Genomic DNA, 24217 nt, shown 5'->3' on the forward strand with positions numbered 1-24217 from the left:
CTTGTATTGTTCGCCTCCATTTCAATTTTTAGTCTTAAACCTTAATTACATACAAAAAAAGCCTCAAAGAGAATAATTTGGGGCTTTGTTAATTTTGATTTTTCATCGCTTGAAACATATGATACATCATAGAAGCCATTTGGACACTATTTGAAAATTTGTTAACTTGATCTGGAATGGTCTTTTTATGATAGTGTAATGATTGAATTTCAAGTGCCTGCAAATCATAAGGATTTCTTGATAACTTCCGGTACCAGATTGGTTGTTCACGGATAAACTGTTTTAAGTCCTTCTGACTTTCTATATATTCAAGTACATCTTTTCTCATAAATTAAAGTTCCTTTCCATCAGTCTTTTCTAAACATAAAGGGATGTTTAGGTCCTTCTTGCGGTTTTACTGGACCTCCAGCAGGATTGTTTCCTTGAAATTGTGAAATAACACCTTGAATCGCACCTAGGGCCTGGCTTAGGTTGTTAATATGGTTTTGCATTTGATTTGGATCCATTTTCTTAACCATTCCCATAATGCTGGAAATCCAATCACCTTTCGATTCTACACTTTCTTCATCGGCAGTTTCTTTATTAGTTCCAATCGTTTCCCAGCGGGTATCCTCTTCCCCTAATAAATACCACTCTTCGTATAACTCCTGCCAGGTCGCCTTCCCTGTCCGTACTTCCTGGATAAGTTTTGGATTGTTTTTAACAAATTCTTTAAATTGTATGACGGTAGGGTGTAATTTTTTTTGTGTCATTTTTCTCACCTCAGCCCATATTACTGCCAATAATACAATATGTAATAAAATTCAAAATGTGAAAGAACTCAGAAAGATGTATATATTTAATATTTTTCCTGTTAATGATAAGATGTCAAAAGAATAAGAAATGAAAGAGGTATATAAAATGAAAGATGAAATACGTCAATTATTAGAAACATGTATGGAAAATGGCTCAGAGGCTGATTTAACTTCTCTTGCATACCTTTTAAATGGATTCAAACAAAAAATAAATCAAAATCGCAGTACCTATATTGACGGGATTCTTCAAATGGAAAGAAAATTTGAAGAGGATACCTGCGAAATTTCCATCCCGCTTCACCCTACTCTTCATAATAACTTAGATATCGTCCATGGCGGGATTACAGCGACCGTTTTAGATACTGCAATGGGCAGTTTGGCAAATTATTACTTGCCGAAAGGATTAGGGGCAGTTACCAATCAATTGAATATCCATTACATAGCACCAGGAATTGGAGAATCACTCCGGTGTAAAGCAGAAATTATTCATAAAGGCAGCAACACCATGGTTATTTCAGGAGAAGCCTATCGTAGTGATGGCAAAAAAATTGCCTATGCAACAGGTACATTCTTTATTATTAGCAAATAATGACCGGAGGAGTTTGATTCATAATGGTTACCGCCATTGTCATTCCAATTATTTGCCTTTACTTTTTTTGGCTGACAAAAAAAGAGATGAAGGAGAATGATACTAAGTGGGCTATGGCTGGTCATGTCCAGCAGGAAGCGGTTGTAACAGGCGAAATTAAGAGCCTTATAGAGGAGAAGCAACGGTTTTATTATCATCGCTATATTTATGTGCAGTCGTTAAAACTGCAAACAGAGACCAAGTTAATTACTATCCAGAAAATTACCCCGATTACAAAAGACTTCCAGAGAGTTTCCTTTAAAGTTGGGGAATACATAAGAGTTTATGGGAAATGGGAAGTGAACAAATTTGTATTCAACGAATATATAATTGAAAAAAGGTGACCTAATATGATCACCTTTTTTATTGTTCTGTTTTTTCAATAAAGTTTTGGGTATAGTACTTTTGATATACTCCTACTCCAAGATGGGTATATTCATTGTTTAAAAGTGCCTCACGATGTCCTTTACTATTTAGCCACCCTTCCACCACTGCAGGGCCGTCCGTATAATTTGCCGCGATATTTTCACCAGCAGCCTGATAAACCACATCAGCTGTTTTTAATCTCTTAGCAAGGTCTCCAAATTTCTTAGATGTATGAGAAAAGTCATTGTTTTCCGACATGTCCTTACTGTGTTGGAAAGCTGCTTTCGCCGTATTTTCATCCCACTTCAAACTTTTAAGTTTATTCCTCTCTCTTAAAACATTGGTTATGTCAAATATCTCTTGTTCAGTATTTTCATCTATTTTACGCTGCATTTCCTCACTAGGCACAGGCGCTTGGATTAGAACACCATTATAAACAAGTTCATAGGGACGTTGTTTAATAAGTGTGGGTGCATCCAAGAAACGGACACTTGAGAGATTACCCGTAAACTTATCTATATATAGCTGAACAAAAATATCACCCAATTGCACCATTGGTCGAAGATTTAAATCCGTATCATTAAGTTCAAAGCGATAGGAATTTCCATTATATTCGAGATTAAAATTTGTATCAATATAATGAGTATTAAAAATTTCCTCAACTGGTTGTCCGATTTCAAATGGTGCTACATCTAAATTTTGACCAATGGCAAAAATGGTAACAATCCGTTTATTTTCCACACCTACTTGCAGGTAACTTTTAGGACTTTGATTATAAATATACCACTGATAACCATATTGTGATTCATCGATCCGTGCTGGTGTACCAAGAACTTTTTCTAGTTCAACTTCTTTTTGCCCAATTAGTAAAGCTAATCCCTCTTTCGGTTTTTCTGAGACAATTTTTTTACTAGGCTTATTTACTGGATTTTCTGGTATTGATTGTTTTATTTCTGATGTATTATTTTCTTTAATTAAAATATTACTTTCATTATTTTCATTTATACTAACATAAAAACCAATGGTTAAGAAAACTGCTGAAAGAATAAGTATTTTTGACAGTATACGCAGAGGCTTTCACCCTCTCTGGAACATTTTCTATCATTATATGTATAGATAAAATTATTATATCATCTATGACTTCAATAATAATAGTCATTACCATAAATATCAGATAAATGAACTGATTAAAAGAAAACAGGTACAATAAGTACCTGTTTAAGTTTGGTAATACTATTTTTTTTGTATAGTAATTATTAGTGTTGTGCTCCGTTATAATTTTGTTCAGATATTTCTGTTAATGCCTCTTTTGCTTGGTCGTCAGTTAACTCGCGGATAGCGAAATCACCTAGTGAAACAATTCCTACTAGCTTACCGTCTTCTACTACAGGTAATCGGCGGATTTGATGTTCTGCCATTAATTTTGCCGCTTCCTTACTTGTAGAATCAGATGTAACAGTGATTAGTTGTTTGCTCATAATATCCTCTACTTTTGTAGAGCCAGGATGTTTTTCTGCAACACCTCGTACTACAATATCACGGTCTGTAATCATGCCAACAAGATTGTCTTGATCAAGAATTGGAATAGCTCCCACATTTAATTCCTTCATTTTTAAAGCCACTTCATATACATTATCTAATAAAGAACAACTTTCTACCGCATCAGTCATTATATCCCTGATTTTTTCCACATGATTACCCCCATGTTATAATAAATTCCTCATATCATTATTTTAGGATTTCCATCCAATTATGTTTTATTCGTTGAATCTATGCATTGCAAGTTGATTCATTTTCAACTATTATTAAAATTGAATTATAATTGCTTTACTGATAAAAGAAACATTGGGGTAATGGTATTGTTTTTAGGAGGGATTATTTATGAAATTCGAGAATACTGAGATTGAAAAGTTAAAAGCTGACTTAAACCGATTAGATGAAGTAATGTTAGATCACGGTTTAGTTCGCGAAGGGCAATGGGACTACGAACGTGTTACATATGACCGCAAGTTTGAATTAAAAGAAGGAGTATTCTACCTGCGTATTCGAGGCCATGCAATTGAAGGAGACATTGGTGCTCATAAAGCAACCATTCAATTAATGACCCCGCTTTTAGGCAAACATTATTATCCACATGGTGTTGAATATGGTGAAGGGGAAAACTTCCCAACTTCTCTTGTGAATCAATGCAAAAAGATTCTTGAAGCCGTGAAAGCTGAAGTAAGTAAATTTGCACTTTAAGGATAAGGCTTTGTTATAGCCCATTATTGATATTACCCTTTGTTGATTGAAGTGATAGCGCGTTACTCCTACGGGAAAGCGGTTCACTAGAGACCCCGCATACATGTATAGCGACTAGGAGGCTGCTGAACTGCCCGCGCGGCGCTGAGCGCTTGAAACGGAAATAAACAAGCAATTTTAACAAAGCCCTGTATACAAAAAAGACGCATGAATTTCATGCGTCTTTTTTGTATACAGGACAGCTATGACTTTATTTTACAGTCCTAGAATTGCTTTGATCATCGAAGTGGTTTCCCCGCCATGATAAAATACATATAACAGCAGGTAAACGACAACTCCTGTAATCGCCGTGAAAAACCAAATGAAACTAGTTACCGGGCCAAGTTTGCGATGATTAGCAAGCTGATTTTTGTATCCCGTCAGGATGGATGCAATTCCGAAACCAGCTCCCGTTGTTGCAAGGGTGATGTGAAATATTAAAAAAATTGTGTAATATATTTTAATATTTTCTGGTCCTCCGAATGACGTATTACCAATAAAAATTGTTCGTGATGCATAAATAATAAAGAAGATAACCGCAAAGATTGCTGCCACAAACATAGTCTTTTTGTGAGCCTCAATCTTTCTCTGCTTTATTTGCCACCATCCAATTGCAACAGTAATAGCACTTAAAACAATAAACGAGGTACTGATCGTTGGCAAAATGGGTAAGGAATTCATTAAACGTCCTCTCTTTTCTTTTATTCTAGAATAATAGTAGTTCAAACAACTTTACTTTTCAACGGGATTAACCAAAAATATGGCCTTCTTAAAAAAAAATCTCCCTGGAAGATGGGAGATTATTTAATAAGTAATGGATTTAGTGATTGCTGCTTCAATTCCTGTTCGTTATCTGCTTGATCCTTTTTGTACCATTCAAAGAAAACATGCGCAAGGATGACCCCATAAATGATTTCTTGAATAATCTTCATTAACACTCCACCTAACTGCTGATCGTGGATTAATGACATTGAGCTGAAAAGCTGAGGACCACTCAAATTTAAGCTTTCAAAGTTTGCAGTTCCGACACATAGTCTCATCACTTCTCCCCAAACATGAGGATCAGAGTAAGTAGAGTACATTGGTGTATCCGCAAAAATGATTAACGCACACGCTGGTGTTAACAGGATTCCATCTGCAAAAATATAACCAACCTTTTTCAGTCCGGTTAATGTCTGATGCTCTGGTAATTGATTAAGCAAAGGCCACCACATGAAAGTTGCAACGAAAAATAAAAGGATGGAATATCCTGCATGCAACCAAGCATTTTGCATTACATGGTCAAAAATGATTGGAACATGGTAAAAGGAAAATAAACCATTAAAAATAATTAACGCAATTAGAGGCTTTGTTAAAACCTTAAACACGGAATTAATAGTACCGACAGTGAATACTTTTCTCCAAAACCAGTTCGGGATACTTAGAATTAAAATAGGAGGTACCACCAATACCAATGCAGCCATTTGGATCATATGGACCCAAAACATAAGGTGTGCTAATAAATCGACAGGAGAGCCCTTAATGGCATAAAGAAGAATCATCGATAAAAGAAATAATCCGCCTTGAGTTTTCGTTAAGGGAACACTCCCTGGAAAAAAACTCCTGTATTTAATTGTAAGGACAAAATATCCTGCACTAAGTCCTATTAATATTAGCATAAAGTACGGGCTCCAAAGTGCTTTAAAACCAAATATATCTAATGTAAGCACCCAAATCACCTCATTCTGATGTAAAAGAATTGTTAACAATATTATACCCTTGGTCAAAATGATTCGCAAAGAAATGAAATCTTCCATTTTATTGCTCTTAAAAAAGAAAATCGGCCATAAGCCGATTTTCTTTTTTTGAACATATTACCACCAAATGATAGTTGAAAAGGCAAGAATAGTTATGGCACCAACTAACACACCTGAGTATAAAAAGAGTGATGGAGCTTCATGCCCTTTATGGCTCATATGCATGAAATAATATAGTTGGAAAATAACTTGAACAACAGCTAGAAGGATAATAAATGGTATAGTAAACCAAGAAGTAAACCCTTTAATAGCTACAGCTGCAAAAGCAATTAGCGTTAAGAAGATCATCAAGGCAAAAGATACCAATTGATATCTCATCTCTTCTGCATTTTTCCGGCGGCGATATTCAATGTCAACTCTTGGGTTTCCTGAATTTAATTGTTGATTTGCCATCAGTTTATCCCACCATTCCCATTAAATATACTACTGTAAAGATAAATACCCAAACAACGTCAATAAAATGCCAGTATAAACTAAACACATAGAATTTTGGCGCATTGTATAGGTCCAAGCCACGATTTGCGTTTCGAATCATTAATGTTAAACACCATAGTAAACCAAACGCAACGTGCCCCCCGTGGAAACCTACTAGGGTATAGAATGCAGAACCGAAAGCACTGCTTGTAAATGTATGTCCTTCATGGACATAATGGGTGAACTCATAAACCTCAAGCCCTAAGAACCCTGCACCTAAAAGGGCTGTTAGACCAAGCCAAACCATCATTTTTTTGAAAGCAAAGTTTTTCATATGATACATTGCATAAACACTTGTTAACGAGCTAGTTAAGAGAAGCATCGTAGCGACAAAAGTTAACGGTAATTCAAATAAATCCTTTGCTAAAGGATGACTTGAACTTGGAACTTTATCCTTTAAAGCAAGATATGTGGCAAAGAGGGAGGCAAACAGAACTGTCTCTCCCCCTAGGAAAAACCAAAAACCTAAGAATTTATTTTTGGATTCAAGGGTTGATTTTTCCGGCGCAGCAGGCCATGTTTCATACGTAAATTTTTCATCAGCGTGCATTATGCCTTAACCCCCTTATCATCATCATCCATTAATTCTTCTTTGTGTATATGGAAGCCATGATCGTCTTTAACTGAACGTAAGAACATAGAACCAAAAGTTACTAATAATCCGATGATCATTACTGGTAAAGCCCAAGCCTTATCATTAATATGATACATTGCACCAAAGGCTGCTATGAATAAACCTAGGGCCATCATAAACGGTAAGAATGATGAATTTGGCATATGGATATCACCAAGCGGCTCTGCTGGTGTCATTCCTTTTTTACCATCCATTTTTTCTAACCAATACGCATCTAACCCACGAACAAGTGGAAGCTGCTTAAAGTTATAAAACGGTGGTGGTGAAGGAATGGCCCATTCTAATGTTCTTCCATCGCCCCATGGATCATTTCCAACTTTAACATTTTTCACAGAAGTTATAATGATGTTAAGTAACATTACAATAACAGCTACTCCCATAAACGCAGCACCTATAGAGCTAACCATGTTAGCTGTGTCAAATCCTTGACCAGGCAGGTAGGTGAAAACGCGTCGCGGCATTCCCCATAAACCTAAGAAATGTTGGATAAAGAATGTTAAATGGAACCCAATAAAGAACAACCAGAAAGTAATTTTACCTAAAACTTCATTCAACATTGTTCCAAACATTTTTGGCCAATAGAGATGTGTACCTGCAAAGACTGCAAATACCACACCACCCACAATAACGTAATGGAAGTGAGCAACAACGAAATAAGTATCATGATATTGATAGTCAGCTGCTGCAGAGGCTAGCATTACCCCTGTTACCCCACCAGCAAGGAATGATGGAATAAACGCCATTGCCCAATGCATAGGAGTGGTGAATTTTACACTTCCTCCCCACATTGTTAAAAGCCAGTTAAATATTTTAATTCCGGTCGGAACACCAATCGCCATTGTAGCAACTGCGAAAATGGCATTTGCAACAGGACCTAAACCTGTTGTAAACATATGGTGAGCCCATACCATGAAGCCTAAGAAACCGATTAATACAGTTGCAAATACCATGGAAGAGTATCCAAATAAACGCTTTCTTGAGAAAATCGGGAAAATCTCCGAGAAAATCCCGAAAGCTGGAAGTATTAAAATATATACTTCTGGGTGACCGAATATCCAGAAAAGATGTTCCCAAATAACTGTATTTCCACCCAGAGTAGGATCAAAGAAATTCGCTCCAAACAAACGGTCAAACATCATTAAAACTAAACCAACTGTTAATGGAGGAAATGCAAACAAAATAAGTGCTGAAGTGACAAAAGTTGTCCAAGTAAACAACGGCATTCTCATATAGGTCATACCTGGTGCACGCATGTTAATGATAGTGACTAGGAAGTTAATACCACCAATCAAGGTTCCAATACCAGATATCTGTAAACCTAAGATATAAAAGTCTACACCATGTCCTTTTGAATGAAGTGCTAGTGACGCGTAGGATGTCCACCCTGCATCAGGAGCCCCACCTAAGAACCATGATAGGTTTAGGAAGATTCCTCCGAAGAAGAATAACCAAAATCCAAGTGCATTTACAAATGGAAACGCAACGTCGCGTGCTCCAATTTGTAATGGCATTACCGCATTCATAAATGCAAATACAAGTGGCATTGCAGCAAGGAATATCATAGTGGTTCCGTGCATTGTTATAATTTCATTAAATAATCCGGCACTCACAAAATCATTATTCGGCACTGCAAGCTGGATGCGGATAAATATTGCCTCTAATCCGCCCACTAAGAAGAAAAATCCACCTGCAATGAGATATAGGATGGCGATTTTTTTATGGTCAACAGTTGTTAAAAAGTCCCATAAAGTTGCCCCAAATCCCTTTTTTTGAGCATAGGTACTCACAATTTTACCTCCCTTTCAACCGATTCCCCTTTATTCCTGAACCTTTAAGCCCATTAAATACTCTGCTAACGCATCAAGCTGGTCTTCAGACATTTCAGGGTATTTTCCTGTCATCATGTTACCAGGCTTATATGTTTCCGGGTTACGGATCCAATTTTTCAATTCTTTTTTATTATGATCCAAAACACCAGCTACACGAGAACGCTCACCAAAGTTCGATAAATTTGGTGCCAGACGTGCAGTATCAGGCATTTTGTTTGATGGTGTTACAGCATGACAGCCAATACAGCTTTTATTAAAAAGTTCTTGTCCTTCTGCAGCAACAGCACCTTGAGCTTTTTGTGGTTCTTTAACATTTTGCATGGAAGTAACCCAAGCATCAAATTTGTCCCTGCTGATTGCTTTTACTTTAAAGTCCATCAAAGCATGCGATGGTCCACAAAGTTCTGCACATTTACCATAAAAAAGATTTCCGGCTTCGTTTGCACGTTTATCATCAAACTCTAACCAAAATTTGTTGATATTTTCAGTATTGGTATCAAGCTTTCCACCAACAGCTGGAATCCAGAATGAATGTTTAACATCGGTAGACTTTAAATTGAAATATACTTTTTCATTCGTTGGGACAACTAAGTCCTGACTTGTCACAATCTTCTGTCCTGGATATTCGAAATCCCACCAGTATAAATGAGAGCGGACGTTAATAACAAGCGCCTTTGTATTTTTCTTATCCATTGGTGATACATCTGCAAGTTTAAAGGTTGCAGCTACAGTCGGAACGGCAAGAATTAATAGTAAAAGTATCGGCACAACAGTCCAAATAATTTCTAATTTGTGACTTCCTTCTACTTGTTTTGGGATTCTGTCATCCTTTCTTTTAAAACGAACCAAGATCAGAACGAAAATGATCGCGACAATAATAATAACCCCAACCATGATTAAAGTACTTAACTTCATTAAATCATATTGCGTTTTCGCAACTTCACCGGCAGGCTTTAACGTGGAAAGGAACGGTTCGCCACATCCGGAGAGTACAAGCGCTAAAATCGAAAATAACGAAAATAAACGCCATTTTGCAAGCCTTTTCATAGCTTAATCAAACCCCTCTTTCACTAATAAATTCTTAAAAACTTTTGGTGGATCAAAGAAGTATGTAGGATGACTGTTCCTGTAATTCCATCCAGAAACAATCATTTGCAAAACTAAATTAATGTAACGATAACCATTGCCACAAAAATAATAGTTAAATATTGCAAAGAGTAAACAAACATTAGTTTTGCCCACTTTATGTCATCTTTGATTTTATATCCATAAATCCCTAATGCCAGCCACCCGATATTTAATAGGATAGCAAGAACTAGAAATGGGATTCCTAACTTGGTAAGAAAAAATGGGATAGGTTGAAGTGCAGCAACCCAGAGAATGATGTGAATCTTTGTAGTTTTAAACCCCTTCACAACAGGCAACATTGGGATTCCCGCTGCTTTATATTCTTTCACTCTTCTCATCGCTAGAGCATAAAAATGCGGTGGCTGCCAAACAAACATTAATACAAACAATGACCACGCCATGATATCTAGATTTGCATCAACTGCTGCCCATCCAATAAGCGGCGGCATGGCGCCAGAAATGCTTCCGATAATAGTATTGGAAACCAATTGCCGCTTTGACCATAGGGTATATAGGAAAACATAGCTAAAAACTCCAAGCAGTCCTATAACTGTTGCAGTCATTGTAGTAAAGAATAAAGACAGTGTTCCCAGTCCTATGAGTAAAATACCTAATGTAAGAACTTTTACTGGCATTACTTTCCCAGTAACGGTTGGTCGTGCCTTCGTTCTTTCCATTAAATGGTCAATGTCACGATCTACATAATTATTAATTGCACATGACCCAGCAATGATTAGTGAAGAACCAATTACAGTAAAAAAGACTATATCTAAATTATCTAGAAAGCTTTGTCCTGAAAAATGTAACGCTAACCATAACCCTGTAAATGTAGTAATTAGGTTGGAATTAACAATCCCTATTTTAATAAGGGCCATAAGGTCTTTCCAAGCTGAGGTCTTTATATCGGTTTGCAGGCTCGCAGTGCCATTTTCAATGGCAGCATCTCCGTAAGCCTTAGAGTTAGACATTTGTTTCTCCTCCTAAACCTAAATAACAAAACGTTCATCATTTAAGCCGTGATATTGATTCTTAATTATTTATGCCCTCATTTGTAATAAAAAGGAATGCTTAAGAAAAAAATTCAAGTAATATTTTTCGACGTGAATATGAATCATTAAATAAGAGTAGTGATTTTAGAAACACTTTCTCTGTATATTAAATCACACTTTCCAGTATTTTTGTGAACTTTTTTTGAATAATTTTATACAAAATTGTGACAGGATTCATTTAATCATGAATGAGATTCAGATTTTGTCACAATTGTTCATTCTACTCAAAGATGAATCACCTATATGTAATATATCTCCTGTATCTGCTGTATGTGATTAAGTGGAAGTCTTCCACCTTTTATAAAGGGATGATACTCAATAATCTTCCCATATATATTTCTAACAGACTAAAAGCAAAGATTCAACAGTTTCCACTATAATAATAGTGGAAACTGTTTATTATTCATGACCTTTTTATTTATAAAAGTTATCCTATATTCTATATTTATTTTCTGTTCTTTTTCGACTTTATTCGGTATTATTAATAGGGAATTTAATCGTCTTGTTACTTTTCCATTTATTATACTGTCAGGTTTATCCAATGACAAATTATTGAACTTTTTAAGAGGTGAATTTTTTGCGACGATCTTTAAAGTGGTTAGCGGTTGCCACTACCATCGGAATGATATTTATCCTAATAGGTGGTGCTTTAGTGACAAAGACCGGTTCTGGAATGGGCTGCGGAAGATCTTGGCCGCTTTGTAACGGTAAATTTCTTCCATTAGCTATAACACCAGAATTAGCTATAGAACTTGCCCACAGGCTTGTTTCCGGAGTAGGTGGAATTATGGTTCTCGTTTTGTCTATTTGGTCTTGGAAGGCTATTGGACACATTAGGGAAACCAAATTTCTTTCGTTCCTCTCCTTTTTCTTTTTACTGTTACAAGCATTAATCGGGGCAGCTGCAGTAAAATGGGGACAGTCAAGCTTTGTACTAGCCTTACATTTCGGTATTTCACTTATCTCCTTTGCAGCTGTTTTGTTATTAACACTATTAATTTTTGAAATTGATAAGAAATTCAATGCAGAAAAGCTTTATATCGATAAACGAATGGGATTTCATATTATCGGTGTCTCAATTTATAGTTATCTTGTTATCTATACTGGGGCACTTGTGCGCCATACTAAGTCTAGTCTTGTTTGTCGAGATTGGCCATTATGTTTAAATGACGTTCCAGCCCTGCCATCTAACTTGTATGAATGGGTGCAAATGGGGCACCGTGCTGCTGCTGGCCTGATCTTTATTTGGATTACGTATATCCTAATTTTGACAGTCCGTCATTATAAAGAGCAAAAAGTGCTTTACTGGGGTTGGATTATTTCCTTCATCCTAGTTACTTTACAAGTGATTGCTGGCGCACTGATTATTTTCACCAGTTTAAATCTGTATATTGCCCTCTTACACGCGTTCTTTATTACTTGCTTGTTTGGGGTTTTAAGTTATTTCCTTTTGTTATATTCTAGATCGATAAGAAATAACCAGTAAAAAAAGTTGCTAGGGAATTTAAAATCCCTAGCAACTTTTTTATGCTTTCGTTAATTCTAGTAAAAGGTCACCGGTTAATATTGCATCGCCGCTCGCAACATAAATATCTTTCACAACCCCTGAAAACGGCGCTTGAACTGTTGTTTCCATTTTCATCGCCTCGGTGATCATTAAATGATCACCCTTCTCCACTTTTTCGCCTTTTTCCACGACAACTTTAACCACTGTTCCAGGCATCGACGCACCAAGCTGATGCTCATTTTTCGGATCGGCCTTTAACCTAGAAATAACGGTAGATTTAATACTTTCATCCTTTATGAACACCTCTCGCGGCTGCCCATTTAACTCAAAATAGACAACTCTCGTTCCATCCGCTTGAGGATGACCGATTGAAACTAGCTTAACAATTAGTGTTTTCCCAGTTTCAATTTCTACCTCAATTTCTTCACCTAATCGCATTCCATATAAGAATGTTGGTGTATCAAGTACTGAGATATTTCCATATTGTTCATCCGTTTTAATGTATTCCATAAATACCTTAGGATATAAGGCATAAGAAATAATTTCAAAGTCCGTAACCTGTCTGCCGAGCTCTTTATACAATTTTTCCTTTAGCTGTTCAAAATCCACCGAATCAAGCAATTCACCTGGACGAACTTCTAATGGTTTTTTCCCTTTTAAGATTACTTTTTGCAGTTCCTCAGGAAAACCACCATATGGCATACCAAGCGAACCTTCAAATAATTCAACAACTGAATCAGGGAAATCTAATGAATCCCCCTTTAAAAGCACGTCTTTCTCATTTAAATCATTTTGAACCATAAATAATGCCATATCGCCAACGACCTTTGATGAAGGTGTAACTTTCACGATATCACCGAACATAATATTTACGCGTGAATACATTTCTTTCACTTCATCCCAACGGTCACCAAGTCCAACCGCTCTTGCTTGCTGTTGGAGGTTGCTATATTGACCTCCCGGCATCTCATGTTGATAAATTTCTGTATGCGGGGAAATCATACCACTTTCAAAATCTTGATAATACTTTCGGACATCCTCCCAATAATAAGACAATTTTTCCAGAGCATTAATGTTTACTTGAGGCTTGCGCGGATTTCCCTCAAGTGCATAAAATAACGAATTAGCACTAGGCTGTGATGTTAAGCCTGCCATTGTTCCTAAAGCAGTGTCAACAATGTCCACTCCTCCATCTATTGCCCGTGCATACGTATAAATACCATTCCCACTTGTATCATGGGTATGAAGGTGAATTGGAATATCGACTGTTTCTTTTAACTCAGAAACAAGTCTATACGCTGCTTCAGGCTTTAGTAATCCAGCCATGTCCTTAATACCAAGTATATGAGCACCCTGATTTTCCAATTCTTTTGCTAATTGTTTATAATACTGAAGATTGTATTTCATCCTAGTCTGGTCTAAAATGTCACCAGTATAACAAATCGATGCTTCGGCAATTTTACCAGTCTGGCGTACCGCATCAATTGCGACTTCCATACCCTTGACCCAGTTTAAACTATCGAAAATTCGAAAAACATCAATCCCAGCTAGAGCAGATTTTTTAACAAAATCACGAATCACGTTATCAGGATAATTTTTATATCCCACCGCATTAGCTCCGCGTATCAACATTTGGAATAATACATTTGGAATTTTCTTTCGGAGTGTCACTAAACGGTCCCATGGATCTTCTTTTAAGAAACGATATGCAACATCAAAAGTTGCTCCGCCCCACATTTCATATGAAAATAAATCAGGCAAAAGTTTTGCGGACGGCTCAGCGATATGGAGAATATCGGTCGTCCGCATACGGGTAGCTAAAAGTGACTGATGTGCATCTCGAAAGGTCGTATCCGTTAATAAGACTTGCTTTTGATTCTTTACCCACTCGACAAGGCCGTCCGCACCGAACTTGTCGAGGATTTGCTTAGTTCCCTCTTGGAAAGGTAAATCATAAGGTAAATGAGGAATTCTAGGCTTCGAAAATACTGGTCTTTTCTTCTTCTCAATTCCCGGGAACCCATTTACTGTTACTGTGCCAATGTATGACAACATCTTTGTCCCACGGTCTTTACGAAACGGGAAAATAAACAATTCAGGAGTAGTATCAATAAATGAAGTATCATATTCACCATTCCTAAACTTTTCATGCTTTACGACATTTTCTAAGAACGGAATATTTGTTTTTATCCCTCTTATCCTGAACTCCTGCAAATTGCGAACCATTTTTGAGGCAGCTTGTTCAAAGGTCAACGCCCAAGTTGAAAGCTTTACTAATAAAGAGTCATAATATGGTGTAATGATAGCACCTTGAAAGCCATTTCCAGCATCCAGGCGTACCCCAAAACCACCGCCTGAGCGATAGGCCATAATTTTCCCTGTATCAGGCATAAAGTTATTTAGCGGATCTTCAGTTGTCACCCTTGACTGGATCGCAAATCCATTGATTTGGATTTTTTCTTGTGTTGGGATACCGATGATCGGACCATGTAATTCATGACCTTCAGCTATCAATATTTGCGTTTGGACGATATCGACGCCCGTTACCATCTCAGTCACAGTGTGTTCCACTTGAACCCGTGGATTTACCTCAATAAAATAAAAGTCATTTCCAGAAACAAGAAATTCGACGGTTCCTGCGTTCAAGTAATTTATATTCTTCATCAATTTTACAGCGGCATCACATATCCTTTTTCGTAATTCTTCAGATATGGATACACTTGGAGCAACCTCTACAACCTTTTGATGTCGCCTTTGGACAGAACAATCGCGGTCAAAAAGGTGAATAATGTTCCCCTTATTATCGCCAATAATTTGAACTTCAATATGCTTTGGATTTTCGATTAATTTTTCAAGATAAACTTCGTCATTCCCAAAAGCCGCTTTTGCTTCTGACTTTGCCCGTTCAAATGACTCACGGATTTCATCTAAGCTTTTTACTATTCTCATCCCGCGGCCGCCACCGCCAAGTGAAGCCTTTATGATAATTGGCAACTTGTGTTCTTCAACAAAGTCCTCAACTTCATTTACCTTATTTACCGGCCCTGGGCTTCCTGGAATGACAGGTATCCCAGCAAGTTCTGCCTGATGTCTCGCTTTGACCTTATCCCCGAACATATCAAGGTGTGTAGTTTGAGGTCCAATAAAGATAATTCCTTCTTCTTCACAGCGCTTGGCAAAATGAATATTTTCTGACAAAAACCCATACCCTGGATGAATGGCATTAACACCACTTTTTTTGGCAATAGCAATGATACCATCAATGTCTAAATAGGCATCGATTGGTTTTTTTCCTTCCCCTACTAAATAAGCTTCATCGGCTTTGTAACGATGATAGGCTCCTGAATCCTCTTTCGAATAAATCGCAACTGTTCGAATATTCAGTTCTGTACAAGCACGAAAAACCCTTATGGCAATTTCTCCCCTGTTGGCTACCAACACTTTATTAATTTGTCTAGTCACGAAAAGCACCTCGTATTCTATGTATTTTTAAAAACGCGAAGAGCATAAATGTCCTTCGCGTTTTGCTTAAATATAAAAAACCTTACCATCCTTTTGTTTAACCTGTTTATCCAATTGTTCCTGGTTATTTTTATATTTCTTTTCATATTTATTGAACATGGAAACATTTACAAGTATCCCTGTTGCTCCTGCTAACATTAAAAGCGAGGATCCTCCATAACTTATAAATGGCAGGGGCACACCAGTTAGAGGAATCAGCCCAGATATGCCTGCTAGATTGATAAACGTCTGGATCCCAATCATGCTTGAAATACCAAAAGCAAGGAGACTTCCAAAAGGGTCTTTACATTGTAATCCGACATATATCCCCCTTAACACAATATAAAAGAGGAGAATGATAACGAAACCAACACCCCAAATTCCTAATTCCTCGGCAATTACCGCCATAATAAAGTCTGTATGGGATTCTGGAAGATAGCCAAGTTTTTGAATACTTTTCCCTAGGCCTAATCCATTGACACCACCTGAACCAATTGCGATATAGGAATTAGCTAGGTGAAAACCTTCATTATTTACGTACTTATCATTAAATGGATTATCTAATACAGCAAAACGACTTTGTTGTTCATCAGAAAAAAACTTCCCCCAGGAGACCAAAACAAGCGGCAGAAGAACTATAAGCACTAAAATAAGTAATTTGCCGATACTTTTAAAACTCATCCCTGAGCAAAAAATCATCGTACTTGCAATGGCTATAATAATCGCTGCAGTACCGAAGTCAGGTTGAAAAATGATAAGTGCACATACAATAAAAAGATATACTAATGGCGGGAGAACACCTTTGTTAAATTGATTGATATAGGCTTGCTTTTTCGCATAGACGGCTGCCAAATAAATGATAGCTGCAAGCTTGACAAACTCCGATGGTTGAAATAAGAAAGTGCCAATTGGGTACCAGCTTTGCGCATTATTTTTTTCAACCCCAAATACAAATAATCCTAACAGAGATAAAAGAGAAGCTAGCACAATCATTACCAGAACTTTTTTGAACATCATGATCTTATATGGAATAAATGCTGCGAAAAGGAAGATTACAGTAAAAATCATCAGCCATACTTTTTGTTTTTGATAAAAATAATCAGGGCGATAACCATACCTTTGAACGGCAGAAGCCATGCTTGCACTGTAAATCATAACAAGTCCAAAAGTACACAAAAGGATGGTAGCGATAATTAAGGTATAATCATATGATTTCAATATTTTTTTTAGCATTAATTGGTCCTCATTTTCAATAATGATTTATATCACTCTATTATAATAGAAAATACACATTATTTCTTGAGGAAAAGTTAATTTGTTACAACAAATTAATATTAAAAGACATGAGATCACTTGATTATATATAACAAAAAAACCCAAACAATTTTCGGTGATTGTTTGAGTTCTTATGATACTATTTCCTTAAAGAAGAATCATGAAGCGCTGATAATTCTTTTTCTAATGTATCGAGGATTGCTTTTCCATCTTTACTATCTATTAAACCTAATCGAACAGCAAAATCTATTTCCCTTGATAAGCCAAACATTTGCGTATCCAATACCTCTTCATAAAGAGGGCATTGAGGCATCGTGAGATTGTCCATTTGCACTTTGATTAGCCTTAATATTTTTTCAGCGTCAGCCTGTAATAAGGCATATGCTTTTTCCTGGTGATTCACGATCATTTCAGACGCCAACATTAATCCCCCCATTTCAGAGCGATAATACAACTTATCTATAAATTTTACCGTTAACACAGGAAAATTGCAAGAACAATGAAGTAGATTAGATATGAACAGCCAGCTGCGACAGAAGTTGATTGACCATGATTAATCTTCTCATGAACCTAATTTTACTATTATGACATTTTGCCCAAAAAAAGTTATACTAATTAAGCAAAGGTTTAGGGGGAATTATATATGGAAAATATCATTATCATTTCAGGAAACGTAAAGTATACCATCACACTTGATCCAGGTGTGTGGATTTTTGATGATCGACGAGTTGATTTAACTACCTATTTTTCAACAAAACGAGAGAATGCTAATTCATTAGAAGAGTACACGAAGGATGTATCCAAGCATTGGGACCGTGAAATTATGGAAGGTGCCATTTACCCGCCTACATTGAAATCAGAAAAGAAATTCGAAAAGGAAAAGGTATTGACAGGGACCTTTGGTATTCCTTTAAAACCATTCTTAACAAATTCAGAACCTGCTAGTGATGCACAAACTTTTGTTATTCATTGTAAAGATGGTGAACATAAATACCCACTTGAAACCGCCTATGATTTACTCTTGGGATTTTCCAATAAAGGCAAGCCACTAAATGTAGATGGGCCTATTCATGTCTATTTAGGCGATGGTTCAAATCAACACAGTCCGATTAAAAATGTAACAGGTTTTTCCATAAAATAAGACGGGTGCCTTTGGCGCCCGTTTTACTTTTAGAAGTATTTAAAGTAAATCTGCTGCCAAAAGTGCTAATCCCGACCTTTCCCCTTTCATTAATTTAACATGTCCTGAAATAGCCTGATCCTTAAATTTTTCCACCACATACGTTAATCCGTTGTTATAGGCATCAAGATAAGGATGATCAATCTGTTCTGGGTCTCCCATTAAAACAATTTTACTTCCCTCTCCAACACGTGTCAGGATGGTTTTCACTTCATGCTTCGTTAAATTTTGCGCTTCATCGATGATGATAAACTGCTTCGGTAAACTTCTGCCACGAATATACGTCAATGCCTCTACCTCAATAGATCCCATACCTGCTAAGATGGCATCTAGTTCACCTGGTTTTTTCGTATTGAAAAGAAATTCAAGATTATCAAAGATAGGCTGCATCCACGGCCTAAGTTTCTCTTGTTTTTCTCCTGGTAAAAACCCTAAATCTTTCCCCACCGGCACAATCGGCCTTGCCACTAATAGTTTTTTGTATTCCCTGAAATCTTCTGTTTGCATTAGTCCTGATGCTAGTGCTAACAGTGTTTTCCCTGTACCTGCTTTCCCCGTTAAGGTTACTAAATGAATATCTTTCCGTAATAACAATTCAATTGCCATCGTCTGCTGAACATTCCTTGAATGGATGCCCCATACATGTTCTTGGTTTAATACTAATTTTTTTACCTTTTTACTCGTTTTATCAACCATTCCGATTGCTGACGCAGAACTGCCCAGTGCGTCTTTCATTACTAAAAATTGATTCGGATAAAATGGGTGATTTGCTATCTCCGAAAGATTGAGTTCTCCCTTCTCATAAAAACGACCTAAAAGTTCGATTGGAAGAAATACTTCAAAAAAACCTGTGTAAATATGATCGATTTCCACAACACGATCATTCAAAAAATCTTCAGCATCTAATCCAATTGCATCTGCTTTTACTCTGACAAGAGCATCTTTACTAACTAAAATAACGGGCTTGCCATTTTCTTTTGTTTGTTCTTCTAAGAATAAATTTTTGGCCACAGCGAGAATTCGATTATCATTTGTTTTTTCAATAAATATATCCTGAAGCTCATGGAAGGTACGATGATTCAATTCAATTCTGATGGTTCCTCCGTTTTCAAGAGGAATTTTTTCATGGAGTTTTCCTGAAGCCCTTAGACCATCAATTAATCTTGATACATGTCTTGCATTTCTTCCGACCTCATCCATGTACCTTTTCTTTGAGTCCACTTCTTCAAGAACTACTGCAGGAATAACAACTTCATTATCTTCAAAGGAGAAGAGGGAATACGGGTCTTGTAACAAGACATTTGTATCTAACACGTATATCTTACTCAAAGCAACGCCTCCTGCTTAACTTGTTGTTAGGATTGCATATTGCAAACAACCCTGTCGCTAGATTGGACTTTGGTAAAATATATGTTTATTGGAATAAAGATAGAAGGAGTTCCGCACAATAAATGTTAACGAGAGATTCAATTTAGGTGAATGATGAGGGCTTAATTCAAATTATTTATAAAGCATTTCGGAGGTGGATTTTAAATGAAGAAAACCTTACTGATAACTGCGTTATGTCTGTTCATTACCGGATGCGCCACAAAAAAAGAACTGACAAACAATGACAACAATTCATTAGTTAACGTAAAAAACAGCTACATTGAAAATGTTGACCGAAAATCTGGTCAAGAAATCTCCAAACGGTTGGTAAAACTTGCAACAAGTATTCCAAATGTTAAAGATGCCACTGCTGTCGTATTAGGAAGATATGCAATTGTAGGTATTGATGTCAACTCAAAAATTGACCGTTCCCAAGTAGGATCCATTAAATATTCTGTAGCAGAAAGTTTAAAGAAGGATCCGTACGGTGCAAATGCGGTAGTGGTTGCTGATGCTGATACAACACAGCGCTTAAAGGAAATACAAGCAGATATTAATAAGGGCAGACCAATTCAAGGCATTATGGAGGAACTCGCAGATGTAGCTGGCCGCTTAATGCCTGAGATACCTGGAGATATAATTACTCCAAACCCTAAGAATGCTCCAGAAAAACCAGATAAGAAGCTAAATTCCAACGATAAAAATAAGCTAGAAAAAGAACAAGAAGACCAATCTAATCATTATAAATAGCCTATGTTAAAGCATATTGTTGATTGGAGTGGAAGACGCGAAGACTCCTGCGGGAGGACGGGGCAGGGGAGACCCCGCAGAAGCGCAGCGACGAGGAGGCTCCCCGGACCGCCCGCGGAAAGCGAAGCGCCTGGAGCGGAAATCAACAGGCAAGTTTAACGAGCCTATAAATAAAAAATGAGAAAAGCTTAGGGTGATTCCTAAGCTTTTCTCATTGCTTCCATCACTTGATTATCTAATTTTTGGGCAGCATTTTTATCATATGTTTTATCATATTGTACCTCAGTGACGATTTTAGAACCATAAAACATGACATCTCTCACCGCTGTAATCTTTACTTGGATTAGTGCGAGCTTTAATGGTACATTCTGAAGTCTTTCTTCTTTTAAATGTGCTTCGCCATGAATGGCATATGTAGATTCGTTAGCAATTAAATTAATAACCACTTGATTGTTTTCATTAATATTTTCTAGGATTCTGGAGCGATTATCTACTGCAAAATAGATGGTGCTTTCATCCTTTGCGAGCACCCAAGAAATAGAGCTGACATTAGGCCCGCCTGTTTCGTAATCAACCGTTGCCAATGTCACGAACCGTTCCTTTTGAAGTTCATCATATAAAGGCTTAATTAGCTTTGGTTCTACTTGATTTGCCATTTTTTACATCCCTTTCATTATTCCATGATATTATAAAAAACAGATATTTTCATATTACTACTATCCCGTGCTTTCATCAATTTATCCAATTGATTACCGACAAACTTTCTGCCATGATATACTAGAGTAAATCATTCGGTTATTAGAATTTGATGAAGAGGTGTATTAATGAGAGTTAAATGTGTAATTTGCGATAAAATTGAAGCAATTGAAGATGAATCGTTTGTTGCCAAACGTTTACGCAACCGACCTATCCATACATATATGTGTAAAGAATGCAGTACAAGAATAACGGAAAAAACGAATGCAAGATATGAAACAGGAAATTTCCGTTTATTCCGGCCAAAATCAGAAGAGGATGATTGGTAAAACGAAAAGCTCTAGCCCTACGCGTTAGAAATGGACAAAAAACCATCATGCACATTCCTAAGTGGAATGGCATGATGGTTTTTTTATTCTTCTTCAAATGGGTAGTTCTCATACTTTTCAGGTTCTTGATTGATTTGCTGCAACATGACTTCAATTAATTCTCGAGGAAAGCGTGTTTTTTTCGTCTCTTCCCCCTGTTGATAGGAAACATAATACATTACAACATCAGTTGTTACCTCAATGCTTGAAAGGTTCAGTTCAGCTAACATTTCTTCAAATAGGTTTAATGTATCTCGAGCTGCTGTGTCATCAGGCCGCGCGTCGCATACAACCTTAATTGTAAGCCAATTATATAGTGTATCCTGTACGGATTTCATTGTAACTAAACCCCCGTTATTTCGCTTCAGCCTGATGTTTTTTCGTTTGATGTAAGCGTATTTTATAGATGATCAATAACACCGCCGCACCTGCGAGTCCTTCTGCAATCGGTAATGCATAAGAAAAAATCAACATTACAAAGCATCCAATTAATAAGCAAATATAAATCACGATGTTTTTCAAAAGAGGCAATTTTTTTGCAAAGCCTAACTTATATACAATGGCCGCTAAAATTACAATATATAGATACTGTAACCACACAGCGGTTTTTACATCGGTTAGTTCAATGAAAAATCTAAGACTAGGAGAGAATCCTTCCATCTTCTTGCACTCCTTTTACTTAACTCTGTTCAGCATATTTTTTCTTTTTAGCAGCTCTTTCACGTTCATTTTTATCAAGAATTTTCTTACGAAGACGAATTGATTCTGGAGTAACCTCACAATATTCATCTTCATTTAAATATTCTAATGACTCTTCTAATGTCATGATACGCGGTTTTTTAATAACAGAAGTTTGATCTTTGTTCGCTGAACGGACATTTGTCGCCTGTTTCATTTTTGTTATATTAACAGTGATGTCATTTTCACGAGTGTTTTCGCCTACAATCATGCCTTCGTAGATTTCCGTTCCCGGCTCAACGAAAATAGTTCCACGGTCTTCTACTTGCATGATACCATATGTCGATGCTTTTCCTGATTCCATTGACACAAGTACACCTTGATGTCTTCCGCCGACTTGACCAGGTAACATTGGCTGATAGCTATCAAAGGTATGATTAATAATTCCATACCCACGAGTCATTGTTAGGAACTCGGTTGTGTAACCAATTAATCCACGTGCTGGTACGTTAAAGATTAAGCGTACTTGACCTGAACCATTGTTAATCATATCTATCATTTCGCCTTTACGGGCACCAATTGATTCCATGACTGAACCAGTATGTTCTTCTGGTACATCAATTTGAACTCTTTCAACTGGTTCACAGCGAACACCATCAACTTCTTTAACGATAACTTCAGGTTTTGAAACTTGAAGTTCATAACCTTCACGACGCATGTTTTCAATAAGAATTGATAAATGAAGTTCACCACGGCCAGAAACAATCCAAGCATCCGGTGAATCTGTGTTATCAACACGTAAGCTTACGTCAGTTTGCAATTGGGAACGAAGTCTTTCTTCAATCTTTCTTGAAGTTAAATACTTCCCTTCTCTACCTGCAAATGGGCTGTTGTTAACGACGAAAGTCATTTGTAGTGTTGGCTCATCGATTCTTAAAATTGGGAGAGCTTCCTGATGTTCAACAGGACAAACTGTTTCACCAACATTTATATCTTCCATTCCAGAAACAGCAATTAAGTCGCCCGCTTTTGCTTCTTGAATTTCTTGGCGTTTTAAACCAAAGAAACCGAAAATTTTCGTCACACGGAATTGCTTAACGGAACCGTCTAACTTCATTAGTGCAACTTGTTGACCCACATTCATTGTACCGCGGAAAACACGGCCGATTCCGATCCTACCAACGTAATCATTATAATCAAGAAGAGCCACTTGGAATTGTAACGGATCCTCATGATTATCAACAGGGGCAGGAATGTATTCAACAATCGCATCATACAAGGATTGCATATTTTCATCTTGCTTTTCAGGATCAGTACTTGCTGTACCATTAATCGCTGAAGCATAAATAACTGGGAATTCTAACTGATCTTCAGTTGCTTCAAGTTCGATAAACAAATCAATAACTTCATCAATTACCTCTGCAGGTCTTGCAAAGTCACGGTCAATTTTATTGACAACCACAATTGGAGTTAACTTTTGCTCTAATGCCTTTTTAAGAACAAAACGAGTTTGCGGCATACAGCCTTCATAGGCATCAACTACAAGCAATACCCCATCAACCATTTTCATGATCCGTTCAACTTCTCCGCCAAAATCAGCGTGTCCTGGTGTATCCAAAATATTAATTCTTTTATCTTTGTATTGAATAGCCGTGTTTTTCGCCAAAATGGTAATTCCGCGTTCTCTTTCTAAATCATTGGAATCCATTGCACGTTCTTCCACATGCTCGTTAGTACGAAAAGTACCTGATTGTTTTAACAATTGGTCAACCAATGTTGTTTTACCGTGGTCAACGTGGGCAATAATTGCAATATTACGTATATCATCTCTTAATTTCAAACAATTCCACTCCTACCTATATTTTAAAAATAAAACTATTTATAGTTTCTCATTTATAACTAAAACATTATACCAC

General features: G+C 36.9%; 27 protein-coding genes. 8 read left to right on the forward strand and 19 right to left on the reverse strand.

What is annotated here, in order from left to right:
• Positions 1 to 88 precede the first annotated feature (88 nt).
• Both KW850_RS01075 and KW850_RS01080 read right to left on the reverse strand, forming a co-directional pair.
• A complete protein-coding gene (locus KW850_RS01075) occupies positions 89 to 328 on the reverse strand; it encodes a YlbE-like family protein (RefSeq protein ID WP_218345731.1) in 240 nt (79 codons plus the stop codon).
• Between the two features lie 19 nt (positions 329 to 347).
• Entirely contained in the window at positions 348 to 752 is a 405-nt protein-coding gene (locus KW850_RS01080; protein ID WP_218345732.1) for a YlbD family protein, read from the reverse strand.
• A 148-nt stretch (positions 753 to 900) separates the two neighbouring features.
• On the opposite strand from KW850_RS01080, the gene KW850_RS01085 reads away from it, so the two are divergent.
• Both KW850_RS01085 and KW850_RS01090 read left to right on the forward strand, forming a co-directional pair.
• Positions 901 to 1383, forward strand: a complete 483-nt coding sequence (locus tag KW850_RS01085) for a PaaI family thioesterase (RefSeq protein ID WP_218345733.1) — start codon at positions 901 to 903, stop codon at positions 1381 to 1383.
• 23 nt (positions 1384 to 1406) lie between these two features.
• The gene (locus KW850_RS01090; protein ID WP_218345734.1) at positions 1407 to 1766 is read left to right on the forward strand and encodes a hypothetical protein; all 360 of its coding nucleotides are present in this window, start codon (positions 1407 to 1409) and stop codon (positions 1764 to 1766) included.
• A gap of 19 nt (positions 1767 to 1785) precedes the next feature.
• On the opposite strand, the gene KW850_RS01095 is transcribed toward KW850_RS01090, so the two are convergent.
• Positions 1786 to 2859 carry a CAP domain-containing protein gene (locus KW850_RS01095; RefSeq protein WP_256358030.1) on the reverse strand — a complete coding sequence of 358 codons (1074 nt, stop codon included), beginning with the start codon at positions 2857 to 2859 and terminating at the stop codon, positions 1786 to 1788.
• A 185-nt stretch (positions 2860 to 3044) separates the two neighbouring features.
• The gene (locus KW850_RS01100; protein WP_218345735.1) at positions 3045 to 3479 is read right to left on the reverse strand and encodes a CBS domain-containing protein; all 435 of its coding nucleotides are present in this window, start codon (positions 3477 to 3479) and stop codon (positions 3045 to 3047) included.
• A gap of 190 nt (positions 3480 to 3669) precedes the next feature.
• Here KW850_RS01100 and KW850_RS01105 point away from each other — a divergent pair, with 190 nt between their 5' ends.
• Entirely contained in the window at positions 3670 to 4029 is a 360-nt protein-coding gene (locus KW850_RS01105; protein WP_218345736.1) for a YugN family protein, read from the forward strand.
• A gap of 255 nt (positions 4030 to 4284) precedes the next feature.
• On the opposite strand, the gene KW850_RS01110 is transcribed toward KW850_RS01105, so the two are convergent.
• The 7 genes from KW850_RS01110 to cyoE form a co-directional block, all read right to left on the reverse strand.
• Complete coding sequence (locus KW850_RS01110) at positions 4285 to 4749, reverse strand: DUF420 domain-containing protein (protein WP_218345737.1); 465 nt, start codon at positions 4747 to 4749, stop codon at positions 4285 to 4287.
• Positions 4750 to 4868: 119 nt separating this feature from the next.
• Positions 4869 to 5777 (reverse strand): cytochrome c oxidase assembly factor CtaG, encoded by a 909-nt coding sequence (gene ctaG, locus KW850_RS01115; RefSeq protein ID WP_308128734.1) that lies wholly within the window; start codon positions 5775 to 5777, stop codon positions 4869 to 4871.
• A 144-nt stretch (positions 5778 to 5921) separates the two neighbouring features.
• Complete coding sequence (gene ctaF, locus KW850_RS01120; RefSeq protein WP_218345739.1) at positions 5922 to 6257, reverse strand: cytochrome c oxidase subunit IVB; 336 nt, start codon at positions 6255 to 6257, stop codon at positions 5922 to 5924.
• Between the two features lie 4 nt (positions 6258 to 6261).
• On the reverse strand, positions 6262 to 6888 hold the full coding sequence (locus tag KW850_RS01125) for a cytochrome (ubi)quinol oxidase subunit III (protein WP_218345740.1): 627 nt from the start codon (positions 6886 to 6888) through the stop codon (positions 6262 to 6264).
• Positions 6888 to 8759 (reverse strand): cytochrome c oxidase subunit I, encoded by a 1872-nt coding sequence (gene ctaD, locus KW850_RS01130; protein WP_374226256.1) that lies wholly within the window; start codon positions 8757 to 8759, stop codon positions 6888 to 6890. The genes KW850_RS01125 and ctaD overlap by 1 nt, the downstream gene beginning before the upstream one ends.
• A gap of 30 nt (positions 8760 to 8789) precedes the next feature.
• Complete coding sequence (gene coxB, locus KW850_RS01135) at positions 8790 to 9848, reverse strand: cytochrome c oxidase subunit II (protein ID WP_218345741.1); 1059 nt, start codon at positions 9846 to 9848, stop codon at positions 8790 to 8792.
• 113 nt (positions 9849 to 9961) lie between these two features.
• Positions 9962 to 10897: a heme o synthase gene (gene cyoE, locus KW850_RS01140; RefSeq protein WP_218345742.1), complete on the reverse strand. Its 936-nt coding sequence runs from the start codon at positions 10895 to 10897 to the stop codon at positions 9962 to 9964.
• A gap of 658 nt (positions 10898 to 11555) precedes the next feature.
• Between cyoE and KW850_RS01145 the strand changes: the two genes are divergently transcribed.
• Positions 11556 to 12464 carry a COX15/CtaA family protein gene (locus KW850_RS01145; protein ID WP_218345743.1) on the forward strand — a complete coding sequence of 303 codons (909 nt, stop codon included), beginning with the start codon at positions 11556 to 11558 and terminating at the stop codon, positions 12462 to 12464.
• Positions 12465 to 12503: 39 nt separating this feature from the next.
• Here the strand turns inward: KW850_RS01145 and pyc are convergent, their stop codons facing one another.
• The 3 genes from pyc to KW850_RS01160 all read right to left on the reverse strand — a co-directional run bounded on the left by pyc (position 12504) and on the right by KW850_RS01160 (position 17682).
• Complete coding sequence (gene pyc, locus KW850_RS01150) at positions 12504 to 15947, reverse strand: pyruvate carboxylase (protein ID WP_218345744.1); 3444 nt, start codon at positions 15945 to 15947, stop codon at positions 12504 to 12506.
• 66 nt (positions 15948 to 16013) lie between these two features.
• Positions 16014 to 17219, reverse strand: a complete 1206-nt coding sequence (locus KW850_RS01155; protein ID WP_218345745.1) for an FtsW/RodA/SpoVE family cell cycle protein — start codon at positions 17217 to 17219, stop codon at positions 16014 to 16016.
• 181 nt (positions 17220 to 17400) lie between these two features.
• Positions 17401 to 17682, reverse strand: coding sequence for an Fpa/YlaN family protein (locus tag KW850_RS01160; RefSeq protein ID WP_218345746.1), 282 nt, complete (start codon positions 17680 to 17682; stop codon positions 17401 to 17403).
• A 222-nt stretch (positions 17683 to 17904) separates the two neighbouring features.
• On the opposite strand from KW850_RS01160, the gene KW850_RS01165 reads away from it, so the two are divergent.
• Positions 17905 to 18402, forward strand: coding sequence for a peptidyl-prolyl cis-trans isomerase (locus KW850_RS01165; RefSeq protein WP_218345747.1), 498 nt, complete (start codon positions 17905 to 17907; stop codon positions 18400 to 18402).
• A gap of 39 nt (positions 18403 to 18441) precedes the next feature.
• Here KW850_RS01165 and KW850_RS01170 read toward each other — a convergent pair whose 3' ends face one another.
• A complete protein-coding gene (locus KW850_RS01170; protein ID WP_218345748.1) occupies positions 18442 to 19770 on the reverse strand; it encodes a PhoH family protein in 1329 nt (442 codons plus the stop codon).
• A 204-nt stretch (positions 19771 to 19974) separates the two neighbouring features.
• Between KW850_RS01170 and KW850_RS01175 the strand changes: the two genes are divergently transcribed.
• The gene (locus KW850_RS01175; RefSeq protein WP_218345749.1) at positions 19975 to 20559 is read left to right on the forward strand and encodes a YhcN/YlaJ family sporulation lipoprotein; all 585 of its coding nucleotides are present in this window, start codon (positions 19975 to 19977) and stop codon (positions 20557 to 20559) included.
• Between the two features lie 28 nt (positions 20560 to 20587).
• Positions 20588 to 20740: a hypothetical protein gene (locus KW850_RS01180; protein WP_218345750.1), complete on the forward strand. Its 153-nt coding sequence runs from the start codon at positions 20588 to 20590 to the stop codon at positions 20738 to 20740.
• A 19-nt stretch (positions 20741 to 20759) separates the two neighbouring features.
• Here KW850_RS01180 and KW850_RS01185 read toward each other — a convergent pair whose 3' ends face one another.
• The gene (locus KW850_RS01185) at positions 20760 to 21215 is read right to left on the reverse strand and encodes a pyridoxamine 5'-phosphate oxidase family protein (protein WP_218345751.1); all 456 of its coding nucleotides are present in this window, start codon (positions 21213 to 21215) and stop codon (positions 20760 to 20762) included.
• Positions 21216 to 21383: 168 nt separating this feature from the next.
• Here KW850_RS01185 and KW850_RS01190 point away from each other — a divergent pair, with 168 nt between their 5' ends.
• Positions 21384 to 21584, forward strand: coding sequence for a YlaI family protein (locus KW850_RS01190; protein WP_218345752.1), 201 nt, complete (start codon positions 21384 to 21386; stop codon positions 21582 to 21584).
• A gap of 83 nt (positions 21585 to 21667) precedes the next feature.
• On the opposite strand, the gene KW850_RS01195 is transcribed toward KW850_RS01190, so the two are convergent.
• The 3 genes from KW850_RS01195 to typA are packed head-to-tail and all read right to left on the reverse strand — an operon-like array spanning position 21668 to position 24141.
• The gene (locus KW850_RS01195; protein ID WP_218345753.1) at positions 21668 to 21961 is read right to left on the reverse strand and encodes a hypothetical protein; all 294 of its coding nucleotides are present in this window, start codon (positions 21959 to 21961) and stop codon (positions 21668 to 21670) included.
• 16 nt (positions 21962 to 21977) lie between these two features.
• Positions 21978 to 22283 carry a YlaH-like family protein gene (locus KW850_RS01200; protein ID WP_088086255.1) on the reverse strand — a complete coding sequence of 102 codons (306 nt, stop codon included), beginning with the start codon at positions 22281 to 22283 and terminating at the stop codon, positions 21978 to 21980.
• A 19-nt stretch (positions 22284 to 22302) separates the two neighbouring features.
• Positions 22303 to 24141 carry a translational GTPase TypA gene (gene typA / locus KW850_RS01205; protein WP_218345754.1) on the reverse strand — a complete coding sequence of 613 codons (1839 nt, stop codon included), beginning with the start codon at positions 24139 to 24141 and terminating at the stop codon, positions 22303 to 22305.
• Positions 24142 to 24217: the final 76 nt, after the last annotated feature.

Source organism: Bacillus sp. sid0103 (assembly GCF_019219025.1).

Coding starts and splice junctions, on each gene's coding strand:
- KW850_RS01175 (WP_218345749.1), top strand. CDS start 19,975: ATGAAGAAAACCTTACTGATAACTGCGTTATGTCTGTTCATTACCGGA.
- KW850_RS01105 (WP_218345736.1), top strand. CDS start 3,670: ATGAAATTCGAGAATACTGAGATTGAAAAGTTAAAAGCTGACTTAAAC.
- KW850_RS01185 (WP_218345751.1), bottom strand. CDS start 21,215: ATGGCAAATCAAGTAGAACCAAAGCTAATTAAGCCTTTATATGATGAA.
- cyoE (WP_218345742.1), bottom strand. CDS start 10,897: ATGTCTAACTCTAAGGCTTACGGAGATGCTGCCATTGAAAATGGCACT.
- KW850_RS01195 (WP_218345753.1), bottom strand. CDS start 21,961: ATGAAATCCGTACAGGATACACTATATAATTGGCTTACAATTAAGGTT.
- KW850_RS01200 (WP_088086255.1), bottom strand. CDS start 22,283: ATGGAAGGATTCTCTCCTAGTCTTAGATTTTTCATTGAACTAACCGAT.
- ctaF (WP_218345739.1), bottom strand. CDS start 6,257: ATGGCAAATCAACAATTAAATTCAGGAAACCCAAGAGTTGACATTGAA.
- KW850_RS01165 (WP_218345747.1), top strand. CDS start 17,905: ATGGAAAATATCATTATCATTTCAGGAAACGTAAAGTATACCATCACA.
- KW850_RS01090 (WP_218345734.1), top strand. CDS start 1,407: ATGGTTACCGCCATTGTCATTCCAATTATTTGCCTTTACTTTTTTTGG.
- KW850_RS01085 (WP_218345733.1), top strand. CDS start 901: ATGAAAGATGAAATACGTCAATTATTAGAAACATGTATGGAAAATGGC.
- KW850_RS01075 (WP_218345731.1), bottom strand. CDS start 328: ATGAGAAAAGATGTACTTGAATATATAGAAAGTCAGAAGGACTTAAAA.
- KW850_RS01190 (WP_218345752.1), top strand. CDS start 21,384: ATGAGAGTTAAATGTGTAATTTGCGATAAAATTGAAGCAATTGAAGAT.
- KW850_RS01080 (WP_218345732.1), bottom strand. CDS start 752: ATGACACAAAAAAAATTACACCCTACCGTCATACAATTTAAAGAATTT.
- KW850_RS01110 (WP_218345737.1), bottom strand. CDS start 4,749: ATGAATTCCTTACCCATTTTGCCAACGATCAGTACCTCGTTTATTGTT.
- KW850_RS01155 (WP_218345745.1), bottom strand. CDS start 17,219: ATGCTAAAAAAAATATTGAAATCATATGATTATACCTTAATTATCGCT.
- coxB (WP_218345741.1), bottom strand. CDS start 9,848: ATGAAAAGGCTTGCAAAATGGCGTTTATTTTCGTTATTTTCGATTTTA.
- KW850_RS01125 (WP_218345740.1), bottom strand. CDS start 6,888: ATGCACGCTGATGAAAAATTTACGTATGAAACATGGCCTGCTGCGCCG.